This is a genomic window from Micromonospora sp. WMMA1996 (assembly GCF_002573675.1).
GTDB classification, from domain to species: Bacteria; Actinomycetota; Actinomycetes; order Mycobacteriales; family Micromonosporaceae; genus Micromonospora; species Micromonospora sediminicola.
Genome location: NZ_PDHU01000001.1, coordinates 1,140,393 through 1,159,973 on the forward strand (window position 1 = coordinate 1,140,393; position 19,581 = coordinate 1,159,973).

Annotated in this window: 23 protein-coding genes and 1 pseudogene; 11 read left to right on the plus strand and 13 right to left on the minus strand. The window is 74.5% G+C overall.

The genetic code is table 11. The features are described from left to right. Nucleotides 1-33: 33 nt before the first annotated feature. Nucleotides 34-978, minus strand: a pseudogene (locus COO58_RS05535) (threonine/serine dehydratase). A 32-nt stretch (nt 979-1,010) separates the two neighbouring features. Between COO58_RS05535 and COO58_RS30110 the strand changes: the two are divergent. Continuing rightward, nucleotides 1,011-1,154 carry a hypothetical protein gene (locus COO58_RS30110; RefSeq protein WP_176558744.1) on the plus strand — a complete coding sequence of 48 codons (144 nt, stop codon included), beginning with the start codon at nt 1,011-1,013 and terminating at the stop codon, nt 1,152-1,154. Nucleotides 1,155-1,164: 10 nt separating this feature from the next. Here the strand turns inward: COO58_RS30110 and COO58_RS05540 are convergent, their stop codons facing one another. Genes COO58_RS05540 through COO58_RS05555 form a run of 4 tightly spaced genes read right to left on the minus strand, consistent with a single transcriptional unit; the run spans nt 1,165 to nt 4,511 of the window. Next, nucleotides 1,165-2,676 carry an FtsX-like permease family protein gene (locus COO58_RS05540; RefSeq protein ID WP_098744073.1) on the minus strand — a complete coding sequence of 504 codons (1,512 nt, stop codon included), beginning with the start codon at nt 2,674-2,676 and terminating at the stop codon, nt 1,165-1,167. Then, nucleotides 2,673-3,374, minus strand: coding sequence for an ABC transporter ATP-binding protein (locus tag COO58_RS05545; RefSeq protein ID WP_091565335.1), 702 nt, complete (start codon nt 3,372-3,374; stop codon nt 2,673-2,675). The genes COO58_RS05540 and COO58_RS05545 overlap by 4 nt, the downstream gene beginning before the upstream one ends. Next, a complete protein-coding gene (locus tag COO58_RS05550) occupies nt 3,371-3,907 on the minus strand; it encodes a PadR family transcriptional regulator (protein ID WP_098744074.1) in 537 nt (178 codons plus the stop codon). The genes COO58_RS05545 and COO58_RS05550 overlap by 4 nt, the downstream gene beginning before the upstream one ends. Nucleotides 3,908-3,938: 31 nt before the next feature. Continuing rightward, nucleotides 3,939-4,511, minus strand: coding sequence for a TIGR03086 family metal-binding protein (locus COO58_RS05555; RefSeq protein ID WP_098744076.1), 573 nt, complete (start codon nt 4,509-4,511; stop codon nt 3,939-3,941). A 31-nt stretch (nt 4,512-4,542) separates the two neighbouring features. Here COO58_RS05555 and COO58_RS05560 point away from each other — a divergent pair, with 31 nt between their 5' ends. Continuing rightward, the gene (locus COO58_RS05560; RefSeq protein ID WP_098744077.1) at nt 4,543-5,352 is read left to right on the plus strand and encodes an AraC family transcriptional regulator; all 810 of its coding nucleotides are present in this window, start codon (nt 4,543-4,545) and stop codon (nt 5,350-5,352) included. Between the two features lie 19 nt (nt 5,353-5,371). Here COO58_RS05560 and COO58_RS05565 read toward each other — a convergent pair whose 3' ends face one another. The 6 genes from COO58_RS05565 to COO58_RS05590 all read right to left on the minus strand — a co-directional run bounded on the left by COO58_RS05565 (nt 5,372) and on the right by COO58_RS05590 (nt 11,069). After that, on the minus strand, nt 5,372-6,910 hold the full coding sequence (locus COO58_RS05565; protein WP_098746123.1) for a SpoIIE family protein phosphatase: 1,539 nt from the start codon (nt 6,908-6,910) through the stop codon (nt 5,372-5,374). Between the two features lie 2 nt (nt 6,911-6,912). After that, nucleotides 6,913-8,262, minus strand: coding sequence for a sensor histidine kinase (locus tag COO58_RS05570; RefSeq protein ID WP_091576687.1), 1,350 nt, complete (start codon nt 8,260-8,262; stop codon nt 6,913-6,915). 110 nt (nt 8,263-8,372) lie between these two features. Then, nucleotides 8,373-9,386 (minus strand): SpoIIE family protein phosphatase, encoded by a 1,014-nt coding sequence (locus COO58_RS05575; protein WP_098746125.1) that lies wholly within the window; start codon nt 9,384-9,386, stop codon nt 8,373-8,375. After that, complete coding sequence (locus COO58_RS05580) at nt 9,383-9,802, minus strand: ATP-binding protein (RefSeq protein ID WP_098744079.1); 420 nt, start codon at nt 9,800-9,802, stop codon at nt 9,383-9,385. Before COO58_RS05580 ends, COO58_RS05575 begins: the two co-directional genes overlap by 4 nt. After that, nucleotides 9,799-10,209, minus strand: a complete 411-nt coding sequence (locus COO58_RS05585) for an STAS domain-containing protein (RefSeq protein WP_091565353.1) — start codon at nt 10,207-10,209, stop codon at nt 9,799-9,801. Before COO58_RS05585 ends, COO58_RS05580 begins: the two co-directional genes overlap by 4 nt. Further along, nucleotides 10,209-11,069, minus strand: coding sequence for an STAS domain-containing protein (locus tag COO58_RS05590; RefSeq protein ID WP_091565356.1), 861 nt, complete (start codon nt 11,067-11,069; stop codon nt 10,209-10,211). Before COO58_RS05590 ends, COO58_RS05585 begins: the two co-directional genes overlap by 1 nt. Nucleotides 11,070-11,228: 159 nt before the next feature. On the opposite strand from COO58_RS05590, the gene COO58_RS05595 reads away from it, so the two are divergent. Next, on the plus strand, nt 11,229-11,585 hold the full coding sequence (locus COO58_RS05595; protein ID WP_088642031.1) for an STAS domain-containing protein: 357 nt from the start codon (nt 11,229-11,231) through the stop codon (nt 11,583-11,585). Nucleotides 11,586-11,595: 10 nt separating this feature from the next. On the opposite strand, the gene COO58_RS05600 is transcribed toward COO58_RS05595, so the two are convergent. Beyond that, a complete protein-coding gene (locus COO58_RS05600) occupies nt 11,596-12,876 on the minus strand; it encodes an MFS transporter (protein WP_091565361.1) in 1,281 nt (426 codons plus the stop codon). Nucleotides 12,877-12,925: 49 nt separating this feature from the next. On the opposite strand from COO58_RS05600, the gene COO58_RS05605 reads away from it, so the two are divergent. From COO58_RS05605 to COO58_RS05625, 5 genes are all read left to right on the plus strand, one after another. Beyond that, entirely contained in the window at nt 12,926-13,609 is a 684-nt protein-coding gene (locus COO58_RS05605) for a FadR/GntR family transcriptional regulator (protein ID WP_098744080.1), read from the plus strand. Between the two features lie 39 nt (nt 13,610-13,648). After that, nucleotides 13,649-14,119, plus strand: a complete 471-nt coding sequence (mscL, locus tag COO58_RS05610; protein ID WP_091565370.1) for a large conductance mechanosensitive channel protein MscL — start codon at nt 13,649-13,651, stop codon at nt 14,117-14,119. 77 nt (nt 14,120-14,196) lie between these two features. Then, nucleotides 14,197-14,445, plus strand: a complete 249-nt coding sequence (locus COO58_RS05615; RefSeq protein WP_091565374.1) for a hypothetical protein — start codon at nt 14,197-14,199, stop codon at nt 14,443-14,445. A 29-nt stretch (nt 14,446-14,474) separates the two neighbouring features. Beyond that, nucleotides 14,475-14,840: a hypothetical protein gene (locus COO58_RS05620; protein ID WP_091565379.1), complete on the plus strand. Its 366-nt coding sequence runs from the start codon at nt 14,475-14,477 to the stop codon at nt 14,838-14,840. Between the two features lie 80 nt (nt 14,841-14,920). Beyond that, nucleotides 14,921-15,646, plus strand: coding sequence for a DUF3800 domain-containing protein (locus tag COO58_RS05625; protein ID WP_091565383.1), 726 nt, complete (start codon nt 14,921-14,923; stop codon nt 15,644-15,646). Nucleotides 15,647-15,712: 66 nt separating this feature from the next. On the opposite strand, the gene COO58_RS05630 is transcribed toward COO58_RS05625, so the two are convergent. Further along, the gene (locus tag COO58_RS05630; protein ID WP_091565387.1) at nt 15,713-16,927 is read right to left on the minus strand and encodes a benzoate/H(+) symporter BenE family transporter; all 1,215 of its coding nucleotides are present in this window, start codon (nt 16,925-16,927) and stop codon (nt 15,713-15,715) included. A gap of 56 nt (nt 16,928-16,983) precedes the next feature. On the opposite strand from COO58_RS05630, the gene COO58_RS05635 reads away from it, so the two are divergent. The 3 genes from COO58_RS05635 to eis all read left to right on the plus strand — a co-directional run bounded on the left by COO58_RS05635 (nt 16,984) and on the right by eis (nt 19,574). Further along, nucleotides 16,984-17,511, plus strand: a complete 528-nt coding sequence (locus COO58_RS05635; RefSeq protein ID WP_098744082.1) for a helix-turn-helix domain-containing protein — start codon at nt 16,984-16,986, stop codon at nt 17,509-17,511. Between the two features lie 92 nt (nt 17,512-17,603). Further along, the gene (locus tag COO58_RS05640; protein WP_091565397.1) at nt 17,604-18,323 is read left to right on the plus strand and encodes a PP2C family serine/threonine-protein phosphatase; all 720 of its coding nucleotides are present in this window, start codon (nt 17,604-17,606) and stop codon (nt 18,321-18,323) included. 51 nt (nt 18,324-18,374) lie between these two features. Next, nucleotides 18,375-19,574 carry an enhanced intracellular survival protein Eis gene (gene eis, locus COO58_RS05645; RefSeq protein WP_091565401.1) on the plus strand — a complete coding sequence of 400 codons (1,200 nt, stop codon included), beginning with the start codon at nt 18,375-18,377 and terminating at the stop codon, nt 19,572-19,574. The last annotated feature ends 7 nt before the right edge of the window (nt 19,575-19,581 follow it).

Genomic DNA, 19,581 nt, shown 5'->3' on the forward strand with positions numbered 1-19,581 from the left:
CCTCTACCGGAGACGTTAAGAAGGGGCCCTTCCTTACACCGCAAGCGCGGCGGCGAGCACTGCCGGGTCGGCGTTGCCGCCGGTGACCACCGCGACGGTACGCCCGCCCGGCAGCTCGTCGCGGTGGAACAGCCGGGCGGCCAGCGCGACCGCGCCGCTCGGCTCGGCCACCAGGCGCGCGTCCCGCAGCACCCGTCCGGTGGCCGCCATGATCTCGTCCTCGGTGACCGTGACGATGCCGTCGAGCCGCTCCCGCAGGTGGGCCAGCGTCCGCGCGGACAGGTTGGTCCGCAGCCCGTCGGCGCAGGTCCGGTAGGTGCGGTCGACATCCCAGACCACCACCTCGCCGGCGGCGAGCGACTCCACGGCGTCGGCGGCCAGCTCCGGTTACACCCCGATCACGGCGGCCGACGGGCGCAGCGCCTTGACCGCGGTGGCGACGCCCGAGCCGAGACCGCCGCCGCCCACCGGCACCAGCACCACGTCGACGTCGGGCAGGTCGGCGACGATCTCCAGCCCGACGGTGCCCTGCCCGGCGATGACCGCCGGGTGGTCGAACGGGGGCACGAGCGCCGCCCCCGTCTCCGCCGCGATCCGCTCCGCCTCGGCGAGCCGGCGGGCCGGCGGCACCGTCCGCACGTCCGCGCCGAGCGCCCGCATCCGGGCCACCTTGACTTCGGGCGCGCCCGCGGGCACCACCACGACGCAGGGCACCCCGAACGCGCGGGCCGCGTACGCCAGCGCCTGCCCGTGGTTGCCGGAGGAGTGGGTGACCACGCCCCGGGACCGGACGTCCGGGGCGAGCCGGGCCACGGCGTGGGTGGCGCCGCGCAGCTTGAACGACCCCACCGGTTGCAGGTTCTCCGGCTTGAGCCACAGCTCCTCGTCCCAGGGCGCCGGCAGCAGCGGGGTGCGCACCACGGTGCCCGCCAGGTCGTCGGCGGCGGTCCGGACGTCGGCGATCGTGATCAGCTCCATCGCACCATCCTGCCCGCACCTAGACTGCCGGGATGACCGACGAGGAGCAGCCGGCGGCGCGGCGCGGGCCGACCTGGTTGATCTTCCTGGTGGTCGCCGCCGCGCTGGCGGTCTGCTGCTGCTCCACCGTGATCGGGCTGGCCGTGGCCGGCTCGGCCGGGCTGCTCGGCCGCTGATCGGCCGGTCCTAGGTGGTGCGCAGTTCCTCCACCGAGGTGCTGGCGCGCAGAACCAGCAGGCCGGCGGCGGCGGTGGCCAGCACCGCCGCCAGCCCACCCGCCGCGAGCCAGGCCAGCTGCTCCCACGGCACGTCCGGCCGGACGACCACCTCCGGCACCCATTCGGTACGGGCGTAGCGGGCGCTGGTGGCCGGATCGCCGCACAGGTCGGGACCGGCGTCGCAGACCGTGGTCCGGTAGCCGCCGCCGCTCGGGTCCGGGAACAGTCCCCGGACCAGCAGGTAACCGACGGTCAGCGCGAGCCCGACCGCCGGCACGGCCGGGGCGAGCGACGCCCAGAGCAGCGACCGGCCGATGGTGGCGCGCGGCACGCCGGTGGCCACCTGGGCCGCGTACGCCCGACGCCGGCTGGTGATGCCCTCGACCACGGCGACGAGCAGCCCACCGCCGGCGATCGCCATCGCCACCACGATCGCCAGGTCGACCAGGCCCATCGCGTTGAGGTAGAAGTCCGGGTCGGACAGCCCCGCACCGGTGCGGCGGGTCAGCTCGGCCTGGGCCAGGAAGTCGGCGCGGATCCCGGCGGCACCGGCACCGACGATCAGCGCGGCGAGCAGGGCGGCGAACGTGCGGCTGCCGGCCCACGGGTCGGCAGTGAGCCGGCGCGCCGCGAGCAGCGCGGCGGCGCCGCGCCCGTGCCGGTGCAGCACCCGCCCGGTCTGGTACGAGATCCAGCCGGTGCCGGACACCACGCCGATCATCGCGGTCAGCCCGCCGGCCATCAGCATCAGCGGAGCCACCCAGTCAGGCTCGACGACGTCGCGCTGCTCGTACCAGAGCAGGACCGGGCGGATCGCCGCGAAGATGGCCAGCGCGGCCAGGATGAGCACGCCGGGCCACGGCCAGGGGGCGCGGGTGCGGACCCGGCGCACGACGCCGAACGGGGTGGTGGTGACCCGCCGCAGCAGCAGCGCGCTCGCCAGCGCGGCGACCAGCGGCAGGCCGAGCACGACGGCGGTCGTGGCGGCCGGGGCCGGGAGCACGTCGGTGGGCAGGGGCAGCCGGCCGGTGGCGTCGGGCCGGTGCAGCAGCCGGCGCCCGACCAGGAAGACGGCGAGGCCGGTGACGGTGCCGAGCAGGCTCGCCACGCCGGTCTCGGCGACCGCGATCCGGGTGACCTGGCCGGGCGTGGCGCCGACCAGCCGGAGCGCGGCCAACCGCCGGTCCCGGCCCGGCGCGCCGAGGCGGGCGCACTGCCCGGCCAGCCCGAGGACCGGTATGCAGAGCAGCAGCAGGGCGAAGGCGACGCCGGGGCGCAGGCCCGGTTCCCGCAGCAGGGCGTTGGTGTACTGCTCGGACTGCGTCCAGGCGTTACCGGGCGGCTTGGCCACGGCCAGCACGGTGAGCGCGGCCAGCCCGGCGAGCGTCGCCAGCGCGGCGCTCACCGCGGTCAACGCCACCCGCGCGCCATCGGTGCGGGTGCCGGCGAGCGCGAGTCGCAGCAGCGTCGCCGGCCTCACCGCGTGCCGCCCGGCACCGCCGGGTCGAGGCCCAGCCCGGTGTGGTCGACCATCCCGTCGCGCAGGCTCACCTCCCGGTCCGCGTACGCGGCGATCCGCGGCTCGTGGGTGACCAGCACGACCGTGGTGCGTTGGTCGCGGGCCAGCCGGACCAGTTGGGTGAGCACCTGCTCGCCGGCGAGCGTGTCGAGCGCGCCGGTGGGCTCGTCGGCGAAGAGGACCCGCGGCTCGGTGACCAGCGCCCGGGACAGCGCGCAGCGCTGCTGCTGGCCGCCGGACATCTCGCCCGGTCGGGCGTCGGCGACCTCGGCCACGCCGAGCCGTTCCAGCCAGGTGAGCGCCGCCGTCCGTGCCGCTCGCCGCCCCGTGCCGGCGAGAAGCAACGGAAGGGCGACGTTCTCCGCCGCGGTCAGCTCGGCGACGAGCTGGCCGAACTGGAACAGCACCCCGAAGTCGGTGCGGCGCAGCCGGGACCGGGCCGCCTCCGACCACTGGTCGATCCGTTCGCCGCGCCAGGTGACCTGACCGGCGTCGGGGCGCAGGATGCCGGCGAGGCAGTGCAGCAGTGTCGACTTGCCGCAGCCGCTCGGGCCGGTGACGGCCACGATCTCGCCCTCGGCCACGTCGAGCGTCACGCCGCGCAGTGCGGGTGTCGGGCCGTAAGCCCGGACCACGCCGCGCGCTTCCAGGAACGTCACGAGTGCACCTCCCGGTGCCAGTCGGCGACCCGGTCCAGGGTGGTGTGCAGCCACCGCAGATCGGCGTCGAGATGGGCGATGGCGAAGTCGGCGGCGACCACCTCGTCGAGGCGGGCACCGGGGGCGCTCTTGACCGCGGTCAGCTCGCGCAGCCGCTCGGTGTGGGCGCGGCGCTGGGCGACCAGCCAGGCGCGCGCCTGGTCGGCGTCGGCCACCAGGAGCGCGACCACCACCTTGGCGAAGAGCGTGCTGGCCACGTAGGGCATCGGCGGTTCGACGGTGGCCAGCCACTGGTCGAGCGCGGCCCGGCCCGCGCCGGTGAGCGCGTAGGCGGTGCGGTCCGGGCCGCCCTCGCGGGCCTGACCGGCGGGGGCGACCAGGCCGTCCCGGTGCAGCCGGGCCAGCGTCGCGTAGACCTGCCCGAAGGCGAGCGGCCGGGCCCGGGGCAGCCGCTCGTCGTGGGCGCGTTTCAGCTCGTAGCCGTGGCGTGGGCCGGCGGCGAGCAGCCCGAGCAGGACGTGCTGGGTGGACACGCCCCTACTATTCACTCAGTGAATAGAACCGTCAAGCAGGAGGCGCCCAGGCCGGGTCGCGCCCGGTGCGGGCGAGCAGCGCCGCCAGCGTGGTCGGGGCCGCGTCGGTGGGCACCGGAGCGCCGAACGCGCCCATCCGCTGCCCCATGTCGCCCATCCGGTCCATGAAGTCGTGCCCCGCCGCCACCACGGACGGGTCCACCACCAGCTCCTGCCCGGTGGCCCGGGCCAGGTCCCAGCCGTGCACGGTGAGGTCGATCAGGGCCATCAGCCCGACCGTCTCCTGCGGCAGGCCCAGGCCGGGCGAGACACCCTCCAACGCCGCCGGGTCCGACCACGCCTTGACCAGCCGCGCCGCCTCGGTGGCGAACCGGTCCCGCCAGCCCTCGGTCAGGTGGTCGGTCTTGCCCGACCAGTCGACCTCCTCCCGCCGGGCCATCGCCTGGAAGTTGACCACCACGTCGGTCACGTGGTTCAGCAGGTCGCGCACGCTGTAGTCGGGGCAGGGGGTGGGCAGGTCGAGCTGGTCGTCGGCGACGCCACGCACCACCGCCGTCGTGCCCGGCGACGCGACGGACAGCAGCTCACTAGTCTTCGTGCTCATAGGGCCAGCGTATGAGGACGGTCTTGAAGAAATGCGACACGAACCGCGGCGGGACAGCCGGGGGATCCTCGATCCCGACCGGCTGCTGCGGCAGGTCCGGTTCCGGCGCCGGCTGCCCGCGCCGGCGCTGCGCCCCTGGGTGGAGCACTACTGGCTGATCGACTGGGACCTGGCCGAGCCGTTCGACCAGCGGGTGGTGCCGCACCCGGCGGTCAACCTGGTGTTCCAGGCGCAGGAGGGCGGGATCGAGCACGCCGTGGTGGCCGGTGTGGACACCGGCCTGTTCACCGTCACGCTGCACGGCGCCGGGCGGGTCACCGGCGTCCAGTTCCGTCCCGGCGGCTTCCGCCCGTTCTGGGGGCGTCCGGTGGCCGAGCTGACCGGCCGCCGCGTCCCGCTCGCCGCGACGCACCTGCCCGGGCCGGACCGGCCGGTCTGCCCGGGCACCGACGACGAGCGGTGCCGCCGGCTGGACGACCTGCTGGCCGCCGCGTCACCGGTCCCGGATTCGCTCACCGCCGAGGTCACCGCGCTGGTCGAGGAGATCCGCGCCGACCGGGGCGTGCTGCGGGTGGCCGACTTCGCGCGGCGGCACGCCGTCTCCACCCGCCGGCTCCAGCGGCTGTTCCTGGACCAGGTCGGCGTCGGTCCGAAGTGGGTGATCCGCCGCTACCGGCTCCAGGAGGCGATCGAACAGGCCGCCGCCGGGCCGCTGGACTGGTCGCGGGTCGCCGCCGACCTGGGGTACGCCGACCAGGCGCACCTGGTCCGCGAGTTCACCGCCGTCGCCGGTGTCTCCCCCGCGGCGTACGCCCGCTCGCTGGCCACCATGCGGCGGTGACGCCCGGCGGACGACCGCCTCAGCGGCGGCGGACCGCGACGACCGCGACGTCGTCGTGGATCTCCGGCGGGGCCAGCTCGACCAGCAGCCGCTGGCAGAAGTCGTCGAGGTTGTCGTCGACCCGGGTGGCCACCACGCCGAGCGCCGCCATGCCGTCGTCGATGGTCGCGTCCCGCCGCTCGATCAGCCCGTCCGTGTAGAGCACCAGCGTGGCCCCGGGCGGCAGCACGAACTCCAGGTCGGGCGGGCGGGGCGCGCGGACGCCGAGCAGCGGCGCGGACTGGGTCACGAACTCCACCCGCCCGTCCCGGCTCAGCAACGCCGGCAGGTGACCGGCGCTGGCCAGCCGGACCAGCCCGGTGGGCGGATGGAGCAGCAGCACGCAGATCGTCGCCAGCTCGGTCGGCAGCAGGGCGCGCATCAGCTCGTTGACCCGGTCCAGGATCATGCCGGGCTGGTGCCCCTCCACCGCGTACGCGCGCACCGCGTGCCGCAGCTCGGCCATCACGGTGGCGGCGTGCAACGAGTGACCGGCCACGTCGCCGATCGCCACCAGCAGGTGCCCGTCGAGCATCACCAGCTCGTAGAAGTCGCCGCCCACCTCGGTCTGCGCGCTCGCCGGCTCGTAGCGGACGGCCAGGTCCAGGCCGGCGACCTCGGGCAGCCGCCGGGGCAGCAGGCTGCGTTGGAGCGTCACCGCGATCCGGTGCTCCTCGTCGAAGGAGCGCTGCGCCTCCACCGCCGAGGCGACCGCCTGGGCGAGCTGCACCAGCACCGGCGTACGGACGGTCTGGGTGGCGGTCGGCACCACCACGTAGAGCGGGGCCCGGTCCTCGCGCAGCCGGGAGGCGGCCACGGTCACCGTGTCGCCGTCCGGCCAGTCGGCGAGCGACCAGGCGCCCGGCTCGTCGACCCGCACGCGGGTGCCGATCGGCACGCCGGTGTCGTCCACCACCCACGGCACGATCCGGGCCGGCGTGTGCGGGTCGGCGGCCACGCCCGCCAGGCAGTCCCCGTCGAACGTCTCGGCGACCACCGCCGCCGGCGCCCGGAAGATCCGGGCGGCGCCACTGGCGGCGGCCTCCAGCAGCCGGACGAAGTTCGGCGCGGCGTGCATCTCCACGGTGGCGTCGGCCAGCGCGGCGAGCCGCTCGGCGAGCTGCTCGGCCCGCCGCCGGGCCTGGTAGTAGCGCAGCACCGCGTGCGCGGTGGCGACCAGTTCCTCCGGCTCGATCGGCTCGGCCAGGTAGGCGTCCGCGCCCCGGGTCAGCCCCTGCGCCCGGTCGACCACGTCCACCGCGTGCGCCGAGACGTGGATGACCGGGGTGGAGGGGTGCGCCTCCTTGATCCGCTCGCACACCTCGAAACCGCTCATGTCCGGCAGCCGGACGTCGAGCACCACCAGGTCGACCGACTTCCGGGCCACCAGGTCCAGCGCCGAGGTGCCGTTCTCGGCCTCGACGGTGACGAAACCGGCCCGGTTCAGCCAGTTCACCAGCAGGTACCGCTTGGGGCCGCTGTCGTCGACCACCAGCACCGTCGCCGGCCCGCCGTCCACCGTCACGCTCCGCCCACGGGCAGGACGACGGTGAACGTGCTGCCCCGGCCCGGTTCGCTGGTCAGCTCCAGCGTCCCGCCGAGCAGGGCGACCAACCGCCGGGCGTACGGCAGGCCGAGGCCGGTGCCGCCGACCCGCGTCGTGCCGGGGACCTGGTAGAACTCCTCGAAGATCCGTTCGTGCAGCTCCGCCGGGATGCCCACGCCGGTGTCGGTGACCGACAGCGTCCACATGCCGTCGCGGCGCTCGGCGCGCAGTCGCACCTCGCCGCGCTCGGTGAACTTCAGGCCGTTGTGCAGCAGGTTGCGCAGCACCTGGGCGAGGAGCACCTCGTCCGAGCGGACCGTCGCCGGCGCCGGCGGCTCCTCGACCACCAGCTCCACCTCCGGCCGGGTGGCCAGCGCCCGCAACGTGCCGCGCAACTGCCCGAACACCGCGCGCAGGTCGACGTCGGACCAGTCCGGCTCGATCCGGCCCGACTCGGCCTTGGCCAGGTCGAGCAGCTCGTTCACCAGGGCCAGCAGGTCGCCCGCGGAGGACCGGATGAGGCCCACCTGGCGGGCCTGCTCACCGGTGAGCGGGTCGGAGGCGGAGTCGGCCAGCAGCCGCCCCAGGCCGATGATCGCGGTCACCGGGGCGCGCAGCTCATGACTGACGTTGGCCAGGAACCGGCTCTTCGACTCGCTGGCGGCCCGCAGCTGGGCGGACTTCTCGTCCAGCTCGGCGTAGAGCGCCACCACGCCGCGGTTGGTCTCCTCCAGCTCCTCGGTGAGCTGGTTGTAGAGCGCCATCACGCCCCGGTTGGTCTCCTGGAGCTCGGAGTTGAGCACCGCCAGCTCGTCCCGCTGGCTGCGCACCTCGTCCAGCGCGGCGATGAGCTGGGCGTTCTGCGCGGCCAACTCGTCCAACGCGGAGCCCGGAGCGCGCTCGGCCAGCTCGGCGCGGAGCTGGGCGACGCGGTCCGGCGTCAGCTCCTCGGCGTGGTCCGGTACTCGTCTGGACATCCTCACGACGGTATCGCTCTCGACGGTCACCACCTGCAACGTGTCCACCAGACGCGCCACCGCGCCGGACTGCGGCTCGTACCGGCCTTCGGGCAGCGGGCGTACCGGGGCCAGGTCCACCCGGAGCACCCGCCGGCCGGTGGCGACGTCCCGGTCGACCGCGAACGTGACGTCCGCGCCGTCGACCCCGCGCAGCAGCTCCCGGGCGACCTCGCTGAGCGCGGTGGCGAGCCGTACCTGGTCCTGGTGTTCCAGGCCGACGGCCGCGGCGACCTCCCGGCCGCGCTGCCGGATCAGGAAGATGTCCTGCTCGACCCGGAGCGCCAGATGCAGAAGGGGTTCGCTCATGCCGAGCCGACCGGGCATGCGCTCACGGCCCTCGCTCCGCTCGGTGCGTTCGCTCATGCCGAGCCGACCGGGCATGCGCTCACGGCCCTCGCTCCGCTCGGTGCGTTCGCTCATGCCGTGCCCCGGGCGACCAGGACGCAGGCGTCGTCACGGCGGACCCCGGCGTCCCGGAGCAGGGTGGCGGCGGCCAGCAGCGGCGCCCGCCCGGCCAACCCGGGGTAGTCGTCCAGGTCCCAGCGGTCCACCACGCCGTCACTGTGCATGACCAGGGTCGACCCGGGCGCGAACGGGTACTCGTACCCGCGTACCGCCGGACGCTGGTGGCCGGCGATGCCCGGCAGGGAGACCAGGCCCCGCCGCCGCTCGCCCGGCGCGACGATCATGGCGGCGATGTTGCCCAGGCCGGCGTAGCGGAGCAGCCCGGCCGCCGGGTCCGGTTCGGCCACCGCGAGCGCCGCGCCCCGGGTGTGCGACATGCCCGCGTGCAGGTGCCGCACCACGGCGTCCGGCGGCCCGGCCGGCGCCGAGCGGAACGCGGCGACCGCGGCGCCGGTGGCGGCGGCGGCCAGCGGCCCGTGCCCCAGCCCGTCGCAGACCAGCACCTGCCGGCGGCCGTCGACCTCGCGCACCGCGTACCCGTCGCCGCTGTCCTGCTCGCCGGTGATCGGCCGGGCCAGCCCGCCGGCCCAGTCCGGCTCCGGCGGCGGCCCGTCCCACACCTGGACGGTCAGGACGGTGCCCCGGCCGCTGAGCGAGTAGCCGTCGAACCGGCTCGCCTGCCGGACGATGGCGCCGAGGCCGATGCCGAGCGTGCCGGCCGTCGAGTGACCGTCGGTCGAGGAGAGCGTGAGGTCGGCCATGCCGGGGCCGGCGTCGATGGCCACCAGCTCCACCCCGGCCCGCCCGTTGCGGCGCGCCGGGCGCAGCAGCAGCGTGCCCTCGCGGGCGTGCTTGACCAGGTTGCTGGTGATCTCGGCGGTGACGATGGCCAGGTCCGCGACGCGGTCCGCGCTCAGTTCGAGCTGCCGACCGAGGCGCTCGGCCGCCCGGCGTACGCCACCGGCGGTCGCGCCGTTGTCGACCCGGAACCAGACGCCGTGGTCGGGGACCACGTCGGCGGTCATCGCGACCACTTGGTGACGGTGATGGTCGTGCCCTCGCCGACGGCGGTCCGGATGTCGAAGTCGTCGACGAGCCGGCGGGCGCCGCTGAGGCCGAGACCCAGTCCGCCGCCGGTGGTGTAGCCGTCGGTGAGCGCCAGGTCGAGGTCGGGGATGCCCGGACCCTGGTCGGCGAAGACGATGCGGACGCCGCGCCGGCGGCCGTCGGAGACGGTGCTCACCTCGGCGCTGCCCCCGCCGCCGTAGATCAGCGTGTTGCGGGCCAGTTCGCTGGCGGCGGTGACCAGCTTGGTCTGGTCGACCAGGGAGAGCCGGACCGCGACGGCGGTGGTACGCACCAACTGCCGTACCCGCACCACGTCCTCGTCGCTACGGATCGCCTGCGTCGCCGGCACCCCCAGGTCGACGCCCGTGGTCATGGCGTCGCCGTCGTCTCGGCGTCCTCGTCGCCGGGCGCCTCGTCCCAGTCGTCGGCGCGGCTGGCCGCGATCAGCTCCATGCCCCGCTCGACGTTGAGCGCGGTACGGATGCCGTTGAGCGACAGGCCCAGCTCGACCAGGGTGATGGCGACGGCGGGACGCATGCCGACCACCACGGTCTCGGCGTCCAGCACCTTGGAGATGGACGCGATGGTGGAGAGCATCCGGCCGACGAACGAGTCGACGATGTCCAGCGCCGTGATGTCGATGATCACGCCGTGGCAGCCGGTGGCGACGATCCGCTCGGCCAGGTCCTCCTGGAGCTGGACCGCCGTCTGGTCGGACATGTCGACCTGGATCGAGACCAGCAGGATGTCGCCGATCTTGAGGATCGGCACCCGCTCCATCACGCCTCCCGGCGTGCGCGGCGGGCGGTGGTCTCGACCCCGGTCAGGCGCAGCACGTGCCGCAGCGCGTCGGCCAGGCTCGCCTTGGTGGCGATGTCCCCGAACTCGATGCCGAGGGCGACGATCGTCTGGGCGATCTGCGGCCGGATGCCGGAGATGATGCAGTCGGCGCCCATCAGCCGGGCGGCCACCACGGTCTTGAGGATGTGCTGCGCGACCTGGGTGTCCACCGCCGGCACGCCGGTGATGTCGATGATCGCGTACGGCGAGCCGGTGTCGACGAGCGTCTGCAGCAGCCGCTCCATCACCACCTGGGCGCGGGCCGAGTCGAGCGTGCCGACCAGCGGGACGGCGACCACGCCCTCCCAGAGCTTGACCACCGGCGTGGAGAGCTCCAGCAACTGCTCCGCCTGGTCGGCGATGAGGCTCTCCCGGGCGCGGACGAACGTCTCGAAGGTGAACAGCCCCATCTGGTCGATCAGCGCGGAGAAGGCGACGAAGTCACGCAGGGTGTTGTCGTCCCGCCCCTCCTCCATCAGCTCCAGCAGGACGTCCTTGAGCGCGAACACGCTGATCGCGGTCTCGGTGGCGCTGAACCCCTGCCGGGCCCGATTGGTGGACAGCTCGGAGAGCACGGCACGCAGCTCACCGCCGTGCTCGCCGGCGAGGTCGGTCACGCCGTGCCGGCCGGCCTCGACCAGCGCGCGGTGGAGTTCCTGCACCTGGCGGTTCAGCTCGGCCCGGCTCAGCCGGCCGCGCAGCGAGCTGGCGACGATCTCCGTCCAGCGCTCGGCCAGCCGGTCGGCGTGCTCGTTCAGCAGGTGGGCGAGCCGACCACCCTGTTCGGCGCTCAACGCCATGGTGACCTCCCTGATCTGGACGGGCGGACTCTATCACCGGGGGTCACCGCACTAGTTGTCGCGGAGCAAAGAGATGATCGACGGCACCTGTGCCGGCTCCCGTTCTGCGCGAGACGCCCGTCGTGGGATACCGTTCCTCCGAACACAGGAGGTCGACGAATGTCCCTGACGGTGCACACGGAACAGCGCGGCGACGTGGTCGTCGTGTCGGTCGCGGGCGAGCTGGACATGGCCACGGCACCGCAGCTCCAGGATCAGATCACGGATCTGCTGGACAAGGGGCGCAGCCGGCTCGTGTTCGACCTGGCCGAGGTGTCGTTCTGCGACTCGACGGGGCTGTCGGTGTTCGTCCGCGCCAAGAACAGCTGCGACGAGGCCGGCGGCGTGGTCCGGCTTGCCGCCCCGCAGCGCGGCGTGCTGCGCATCCTCGAGGTCAGCGGCCTGGTCGAGGTGCTGCACACCTACCCGACGGTGGAGCAGGCCGTCGCCGGCGACCCCACCCCGGCCTCCTCCTGACTGAAACTTTTCAGCGCTCGTCCTCGATGTAGCGGGGACGGGCGATCACCATGCCCGCGGTCGTCTGCACGGCGAGCGCCACCAGCAGGAAGCCGATGGGGGCGGTCCAGCCGCCGGTCGCCTCGTAGAGGATGCCGACCAGCAGCGGGCCGAGCGCGGCGATCACGTATCCGGTGCTCTGCGCGAAGGCGGACAGCGCGACGGTGCCCTCGGCGGTCCGGGCGCGCAGCCCGATCGTGGTCAGGATCAGCGGGAACGCGCCCTGGCCGAGCGCGAGCAGCAGCACCCACAGCGGCGCCAGGCCGCGCGGCGCGAGCGCCAACCCGAGGTACGCGGCGGTGGAGAACACGGTCAGCGACAGCACCAGCGGTCGCAGCGTGGCCAACCGGCCGGCCAGCGCCGGCATCATCAGCGCCACCGGCACGCCCAGCGCGGTGACGCCGGCGAGCAGCAGTCCGGCGGCCTCCGGCCGGTAGCCGGCGTCCCGGAACAACTGGGCCAGCCAGCCCATGATCGCGTACCCGCTGAGCGACTGCGCCCCGAAGTAGACCGCCATGGCCCAGCCGAGCCGGGTCCGCCCGGGGCGCACCCGGGTCGGGGTGGCGACCGCCGCCGCCGGGGGCGCGGCCCGTCGCGCCGCGCGGGCCCGCAGCGCCAGCGGCACCCACGGGATCACGGCCAGCGCGGCCAGCCCGGCCCAGACGCCCAGCCCGGCCCGCCAGGAGCCGAAGGCGTGGGCCACCGGCACGGCGGACGCGGCGGCCACCGTCGTGCCCACCGTCAGGGCCATCGTGTACGCCCCGGTGACCAGTCCGGTGCGGTGCGGGAAGTGCTGCTTGACCAGCATCGGCAGCAGGATGTTCGCCACCGCGATGCCGGCCAGCGCGAGCGCGCTGGTGAGCACGAAGACCGCCGCCGACCCGGTGACCGCGCGCAGCACCTGCCCGACGGTGAGCGCGATCATGGCCAGGACGAGCACCCGGGGCGCCGCCCAGCGGCGGACCAGCCACGGGGTGAGCGCGCCCAGCCCGGCGAACGCGACGGTGGGCAGTGTGGTGACCACGCCGGCCATGGCACCGGAGAGGCCGAGCCCGACGCGGATCTCGTCGAGCAGGGCGCCCAGGCTGGTCACCGCGGCCCGCAGGTTCAGCGCGACGAGCAGCATCCCGGCCAGCACGAGCAGCCCGCCGCGCGCCGGACCCACGCCGGGGGCCGGGGCGGCCGCCGGGGCCGGACCGGGCGTGACGTCGGTGGTGGGCGCGGTCGCGGTGGGCACGGGTGGCGGGGTCATGACCTCGAACCTACAATCATGGGATGAATTTCGGCAGGAGGTGTAACCGGTGACACCCGCCGTGGATTCCGTCGCCGTGCCACCGCGCGGTCACCGGGTCCGGCAGACCATCGAGCAGCTCCGGGAGCGGATCCTGGGCGGCGAGTGGCCGGTCGGTGGGCGCATCCCCACCGAGCCGCAACTGGTCGCCGCGCTCGGCGTCGGGCGCAACACGGTCCGCGAGGCGGTCCGCGCGCTGGTGCACGCCGGGGTGCTGGAGTGCCGGCAGGGCTCCGGCACCTACGTGGTGTCGACCGACGAGCTGGCCCCGGTGGTGGCCCGCCGGCTCACCGACGACCGGATGGCCGAGGTGATCGAGGTCCGGCGCGCGTTCGAGGTGGAGGCCGCCCGGCTCGCCGCGTTGCGGCGTACCCCGGCCGACCTGGCGGCGCTCGACGGTGCGCTCGCCACCCGGGAGGCCGCGTGGCGCTCCGGCCGGGTGGACGAGTTCGTCGAGGCCGACGCCGCGCTGCACACCGTGGTGGTGGCCGCCGCGCACAACGCCATGCTCGCCGAGCTCTACGCCTCGGTCGGCGCCGCGCTGCGCAGCACCGTCGCCCAGGCCATGGGCACCGCGCTGACCCCCGAGCGGTACGTCGACCACGGTCGACTGGTGGAGGCGATCCGGGCCGGCGATCCGCAGCGGGCGGCGATCGAGGCCGGTGCTTTTCTCGAAGGACCCTCCCGGGCATAGGTTGTCCCCGACGGAGATTCGGACAGCACGGGAGAGCTGATGCTCAAGGGCTTCAAAGACTTCATCATGCGCGGCAACGTCGTCGACCTGGCGGTCGGCGTCGTCATCGGCGCCGCGTTCACCGGCGTGGTCACCCAGCTGACCAAGTCGTTCCTGGAACCGCTGGTGCGGGTGTTCATCGCACTGATCACCGGCAGCAAGGACGGCCTCAGCGGCTCGACGCCCAAGTTCCGGGGCATCCCGTTCGACTGGGTGGCGTTCGTCAACGCGGCGATCACGTTCGTGCTCACCGCGGCGGCCCTCTACTTCCTGGTCGTGTACCCGATGAACCGGCTCGCCGAGCGGCGCAAGCGCGGCGAGGAGCCCCCGCCCTCCGCGCCCAGCGAAGAGGTGAAGCTGCTGACCGAGATCCGGGACGCGCTGCTCGCCGGCGGCCACGGCACGCCCGCGCAGCGCGGCGCGCTGGACGACGTGCTCGGCCGCCGGCAGGAGCCGCCGACCCCGCGCTGACGCCATAGCCGATCGGCCCCCGTGGGAATCCCGCGGGGGCCGACGTGTATCGAACACATGTTCGATAGAGTCCCGGCATGGAGCAGCGCAGGCACTGGTGGAACGGGAAGTGGGGACGGCTCGCCCGGCGGGACGTCTTCCTCCGGGTGGACGGCGACCGCTGGCACGTGGAGCAGCGCGCCGGCGGCGCCGAGGGGGTCTCCCGGTTCTACGAGCACGCCAGCGTGGAGGAGGCCGAGGAGACAGTCCGGGCGCTGCTGGAGGGGCCGGACACCTGGCGCGAGCTGTCCCCCCGCCCGCCGGGCGGCTGGGCCCCCTCCGTTTAGCGCCCGCGCGCCCCGGGAACCGCTCCTGCATGAGCCAGCAGCAGGACACCGTCTCCCGCGTCACCACCGGCATGCGGGTGGTCGACTCCACCGGCGTCGAGGTGGGCACCGTGGATCTCGTCCAACGCGGCGACCCGGCGGCGGTGACCGTGCAGGCGCCCACCCCGGTCGACCCGGGCGGCAGCCTCGACGAGCTGATCGAGTCGGCCGCCGTCGACGAGCCGGAGGTGCCGGCCGACCTGGCCGCCCGACTGCTGCGCGAGGGCTACCTCAAGGTCTCCACCGAGCTGACCCCGACCGGCGCGGTCTACGTGCTGGCCGACCGGATCGCCGGGGTGAGCGACGGCGCGGTACGCCTCACCGTCCCGGCCGCGGAGCTACCCGCCGAGGAGTGACCGCCAGGGCCGAATGCGCCGTTTCGGCGGTCCTGCGCGTCGAGGCCGGCCACGCTCGGAAACCGGCCTACGCTCGTCGGGTGCTGCTGACCTATGTGGACGAGTCGTACACCGATCGCTGGTACTGGGTCGGCGCGCTTCTGGTCCCGGAGGCTGTGGCCATCCCGCTCAGCACCGCGCTCGACGAGGTGATGACGGATGCGGCCAAGGCGTACGGCATCGGTCGAGCCGCCGAACTCCACGGGTACGACCTGTTCCAGGGGCGGATGTCCTGGGCGAGCGTGCCGCCACGCGCCCGGATCGCCGTCTACAACGCGGCACTCAAGGCGATCGGCACTTACGACGTCACTGTCATCCTGCGCGGTGTCGACCGGCACGGCCTCGCCCGGCGTTACGGGCTCACCCGCCCCGCCCACGAGGTGGTGCTGTCACACCTTCTGGAACGGGTGGACGGATACGCGGCGATGCGGGACGAATTGGCCCTGGTGATCGCGGACGAGGTCGACAACCCTGCCACTCACCGCTCGGACCTGACCCGCTACCGGGTCGACGGAACCGGGGGCTACCGTTCGCGGCGGCTCAGCCGGATCGTGGACACCCTGCACTTCGCCCCGTCGCACGCCTCCCGGTTGGTACAGGCCGTCGACCTGGTCACTTTCCTGTTCCGAAGGATGGCGAGCGGGGCGGGTGCGAATCCTCGGGAGGCGACGACCAACACGCGGTTGTGGTCCTGGGTCGAGCCGCGCCGGTACCACTCCTGGTGCTGGCATCCGACCGGACGGCCGACGCACGAAGGGCCCGCGTGAAAGCGGGCCCTAAGGCGGTTGCGGGAACCCTCGCAGGCCTCCTGCGCACTCCAGGTTAACAGTTCGTCACCCGGTCCGGCTGGGAAGCGACGGAGCGGATTCGGTCCGGGGCGGCTCGACCGGCGCGGATACGACGGCCCGGCGGCGGAAGAGCAGCAGCATCAGGCAGCCCGCGACCAGTCCCCAGAACGCGCCACCGACCCCGAGCAGGCTCACCCCGGAGGCGGTGACCACGAATGTCACCACCGCCGCCTCCCGCGCGTCCGGCTGGGCGACCGCCGCCGTGACGGCTCCGGCCAGCGCACCGAGCAGCGCGAGCCCGGCCACCGCCTCGACCAGCACCGGCGGGGAGAGCAGCACCAGCGCGGTCGCCACGCCGGCGCCCAGGCCGAGCAGCGCCAGGCCGATCCCGGCGGTGACCGAGGCGATCCAGCGCCGGTCCGGGTCGGGGTGGGCGTCCGGGCCGGCGGCGAGCGCGGCGGTGATCGCGGCCAGGTTCACCGCGTGGCCGCCGGCGGGTGCGCCGAGTGCGGTGGCGAGCCCGGTCACCCGCAGCGCGGAGCCCAGCGGGGCCCGGTAGCCGTAGCCGGCGAGCACGGCGACGCCGGGGACGTTCTGCGCGGCCATGGTGACCAGGAACAGCGGGAGCGCGAGGCCGACGACCGCGGGCAGCGTCCAGGCCGGCGCGGTCAGCGCGACCACGGGGGCCGCGTCCAGCCGGGCCGGCCCGGAGGTGGTCAGCGCGATCGCCAGCACGGCCACGGCGAGCGCGCCGGGGACCGCCCAGCGGCGGGCGAACCGGTGCAGCAGCAGCCAGACGAGCACCACCGGCCCGGCCAGGCGGGGCACCTCCACCAGCGCGCGTACCGGCGCGGTGCAGAGCGGCAGCAGCACCCCGGCGAGCATGGCGGAGGCGATGGGCCCGGGGATGGCGGCGACCGCGCGGCCGAGCGCGGGGATCAGGCCGGCCGCGACGATCAGCAGGCCGGCGAGGAGGAAGGCGCCGACCGCGGCGGGCCAGCCACCGGGGACCGGCCCGGTGGCCACCAGCAGCGCCGCGCCCGGCGTGGACCAGGCGATGGCGAGCGGCAGCCGGTGGCGCAGGCCGAGCCAGACCGCGCAGGCGCCGCTGGCCACGCAGAGCGCGAGCAGGCCGGAGGCGGCCTGGCGCGGGTCGGCGCCGACCGCGCGCAGCCCGGCCAGGACGACGGTGAACGAGCTGGCGAAGCCGACCAGGGCGGTCACCACGCCGGCCAGGACGGGTTGGAGTCGACCGGCCATGCATCCCCCTCCGGGTGTTCCGTTTACGGAACGACGCGATGTAGCACGATAACCCGATGGACGTCGGCCGGCGCATCCGCGCCCTCCGGATGGAACGCGGGATCTCCCTGTCCGAGCTGGCCCGGCTGGCCGGCGTCGGCAAGGCCACGCTGTCCGGCCTGGAGAACGGCGTCCGCAACCCCACGCTGGAGACCCTGTACGCGATCACCGCGCAGCTCGGCGTGCCGCTGACCGCCGTGCTGTCCGCGCCCGAGCAGACGCCGACCGTACGCGGAGCCGCGGTCGGCGCCACGCTGCTGGAGGTCTTCCACGACCGTGACGCCACCTACGAGCTGTACCGGATGCGGGTCAGCCCGGGGCCGGCCCAGCTCTCCCCCGCGCACCAGGCCGGGGTCACCGAACACGTGACGGTCTTCTCCGGCGTGCTCCGCGCCGGGCCGGTGGACGCCCCGTCCACCGCCGGGCCGGGCGAATACCTGCGCTGGACCTCCGACATGCCGCACAGCTACGCGGCGGTGGGCGACGACGAGGTCCGGGCGAGCCTCCTGCTCCGCTATCCGCGTCCGTCCACACCGGACAGTTGACGCATACCCAGGATGCAAGCGGATGACATTTCTTTCAGCCGACCAGCCAGCGCGTGCAGACGCGGGGCCGGTCTTCTTGGCAAGCTTGACCCATGACGCTCATCCTCCGCTCGGCCATCCTCAACGACGTCGGCCTCGTCCGGACCAACAACGAGGACTCCGCCCTCGCCGGTGACCGCCTGGTGGCGGTGGCCGACGGCATGGGCGGTCTGCCCGCCGGCGAGGTGGCCAGCGAGATCGTCATCCGCATCCTGGACGAGCTGACCCCGCCCACCGGCGCCGACGAGGCAGCCGACGCGCTGCGCGCCGTGGTCAGCACCGCCAACCAGCGCATCCGCGCCGCCATCACGGTCGACCCGGCCCGCGACGGCATGGGCACGACGCTGACCGCCGCCCTGCTCGCCGGGGACACGCTGGTCCTCGCCCAGGTCGGCGACTCCCGGTGCTACCTGCTGCGCGACCACGAGCTGACCCAGCTCACCCGCGACGACACGTTCGTGCAGGCGCTGGTCGACCAGGGCGCGCTCTCCCGCGACCAGGCCCGGCACCACCCGCAGCGCTCGCTGGTCACCCGGGCCGTGCAGGGCTCGGACGCGCCCCCGGCGGTCGGGGCGCTCACCGTGTTCGCCGGCGACCGGCTGCTGCTGTGCAGCGACGGCCTCTCCGACTACGTGGAGGACGCCGCCATCGCCGCGGCGCTCGCCACCTACGGTGACCGGCAGCAGTGCGGCGAGCAGTTGGTGAAGCTGGCCCACCAGGCCGGCGCGCCGGACAACGTCACCGTGGTCATCTCCGACGTCGCCGAGGCCTGATCCGCGCCGATTCGGGTTGCGACGCCCGCCGCCCCGGGTTGGGATGAACGGATGCGCATCCGCCGGTTGGCCGCCGAGGAACGACTGACCACCAGCTTCCCGCTCCAGGCGTACGCCTTCGAGGCGTCCCCCATGGCGGCGGCCCGGACCGACGAGTTCCGCGCCTACCTGCCCTACAACGCGGGGAACACCACGCTGGTGGTGGAGGAGGACGACGTCACCACGGCGGCGGTCTCGGCGATCCCGATGCGGCAGAACCTGCGCGGCGCGGTGCTGCCGATGGCCGGTGTCGCGGGCGTGGCCACCCACCCGCTGGCCCGCCGGCGCGGGCACGTCCGGACGCTGATGCACCAGCTCCTCGACGGGATGCGGGACGAGGGGCACCAGCTCACCGCGCTGCACCCGTTCCGCGCCTCGTTCTACGAGCGCTTCGGCTACGTCGGGCTGCCCCGGCGGCGTACCGCGGTGTTCGCCCCGGCGGACCTGGCGCCGCTGTTGCGGGCCGAGCTGCCCGACGAGCTGGTCTGGGAGCGGATCGGCGTGGGCTACCCGCGGTGGCGCGCCTACACCGACCGGTGCCTGCGGGAGCGGCACGGGTTCGCGGTCTTCCCGGACTTCCGTGCGGTCGGGCTGCGCGACCGGGACGACCGCTGGCTGGCCAGCGTGGTGCGCGACGGTGAGACGGTCGGCGCGGTCACCTACCGGATCGACGACCACGCCGGCACGCTGATCGCCGACGACCTGCTCTTCGACGACCCGTACGCCCGGGCGTCGCTGCTCCAGTTCTTCGCCCGGCACGTCGACCAGGTGGCCCGGGTCAGCGTCCAGCTGCCGCCCGACGAACTGCCCGAGCTGTGGCTCACCGACCTCGACGTGCACGTCGAGGCGCGGGTGTCGCGGCCCGACCCGACCGCGCCGATGGCCCGCCTGCTCAGTCTGGACGCGCTCGCCGACCAGCCGGTCGGCGTCGGCCGGGCGCTCGTCGAGCTGGTCGGTGACCGCTGGCTCGCCGGCCGGCACCTGCTCGACGGCGCCACCGGCAAGCTGGCGGTGCTGCCGGCGGAGACCGCCGCCGAGGGCAGCGTGCCGGCCGCCCGGCTGACCGCCGCCGGGCTGTCCGCCCTGGCGTACGGGGTGCTCGACCCGGCCGAGGTGGCCGTGCGCGGCCTCGGCGAGGTGCCGGTGGACGCCGCGGTGGAGCTGCGCCGGCTCTTCCCCCGTGAGCTGCCCTACCTGTTCGCCGACTTCTGACCCGGTT

Coding starts and splice junctions, on each gene's coding strand:
- COO58_RS05620 (WP_091565379.1), top strand. CDS start 14,475: ATGAGCCAGCAGCAGGACACCGTCTCCCGCGTCACCACCGGCATGCGG.
- COO58_RS05640 (WP_091565397.1), top strand. CDS start 17,604: ATGACGCTCATCCTCCGCTCGGCCATCCTCAACGACGTCGGCCTCGTC.
- COO58_RS05575 (WP_098746125.1), bottom strand. CDS start 9,386: ATGACCGCCGACGTGGTCCCCGACCACGGCGTCTGGTTCCGGGTCGAC.
- COO58_RS05630 (WP_091565387.1), bottom strand. CDS start 16,927: ATGGCCGGTCGACTCCAACCCGTCCTGGCCGGCGTGGTGACCGCCCTG.
- COO58_RS05555 (WP_098744076.1), bottom strand. CDS start 4,511: ATGAGCACGAAGACTAGTGAGCTGCTGTCCGTCGCGTCGCCGGGCACG.
- eis (WP_091565401.1), top strand. CDS start 18,375: ATGCGCATCCGCCGGTTGGCCGCCGAGGAACGACTGACCACCAGCTTC.
- COO58_RS05600 (WP_091565361.1), bottom strand. CDS start 12,876: ATGACCCCGCCACCCGTGCCCACCGCGACCGCGCCCACCACCGACGTC.
- mscL (WP_091565370.1), top strand. CDS start 13,649: ATGCTCAAGGGCTTCAAAGACTTCATCATGCGCGGCAACGTCGTCGAC.
- COO58_RS05585 (WP_091565353.1), bottom strand. CDS start 10,209: ATGGAGCGGGTGCCGATCCTCAAGATCGGCGACATCCTGCTGGTCTCG.
- COO58_RS05570 (WP_091576687.1), bottom strand. CDS start 8,262: ATGAGCGAACCCCTTCTGCATCTGGCGCTCCGGGTCGAGCAGGACATC.
- COO58_RS05560 (WP_098744077.1), top strand. CDS start 4,543: ATGCGACACGAACCGCGGCGGGACAGCCGGGGGATCCTCGATCCCGAC.
- COO58_RS05635 (WP_098744082.1), top strand. CDS start 16,984: ATGGACGTCGGCCGGCGCATCCGCGCCCTCCGGATGGAACGCGGGATC.
- COO58_RS05615 (WP_091565374.1), top strand. CDS start 14,197: ATGGAGCAGCGCAGGCACTGGTGGAACGGGAAGTGGGGACGGCTCGCC.
- COO58_RS05580 (WP_098744079.1), bottom strand. CDS start 9,802: ATGACCACGGGCGTCGACCTGGGGGTGCCGGCGACGCAGGCGATCCGT.
- COO58_RS30110 (WP_176558744.1), top strand. CDS start 1,011: ATGACCGACGAGGAGCAGCCGGCGGCGCGGCGCGGGCCGACCTGGTTG.
- COO58_RS05595 (WP_088642031.1), top strand. CDS start 11,229: ATGTCCCTGACGGTGCACACGGAACAGCGCGGCGACGTGGTCGTCGTG.
- COO58_RS05590 (WP_091565356.1), bottom strand. CDS start 11,069: ATGGCGTTGAGCGCCGAACAGGGTGGTCGGCTCGCCCACCTGCTGAAC.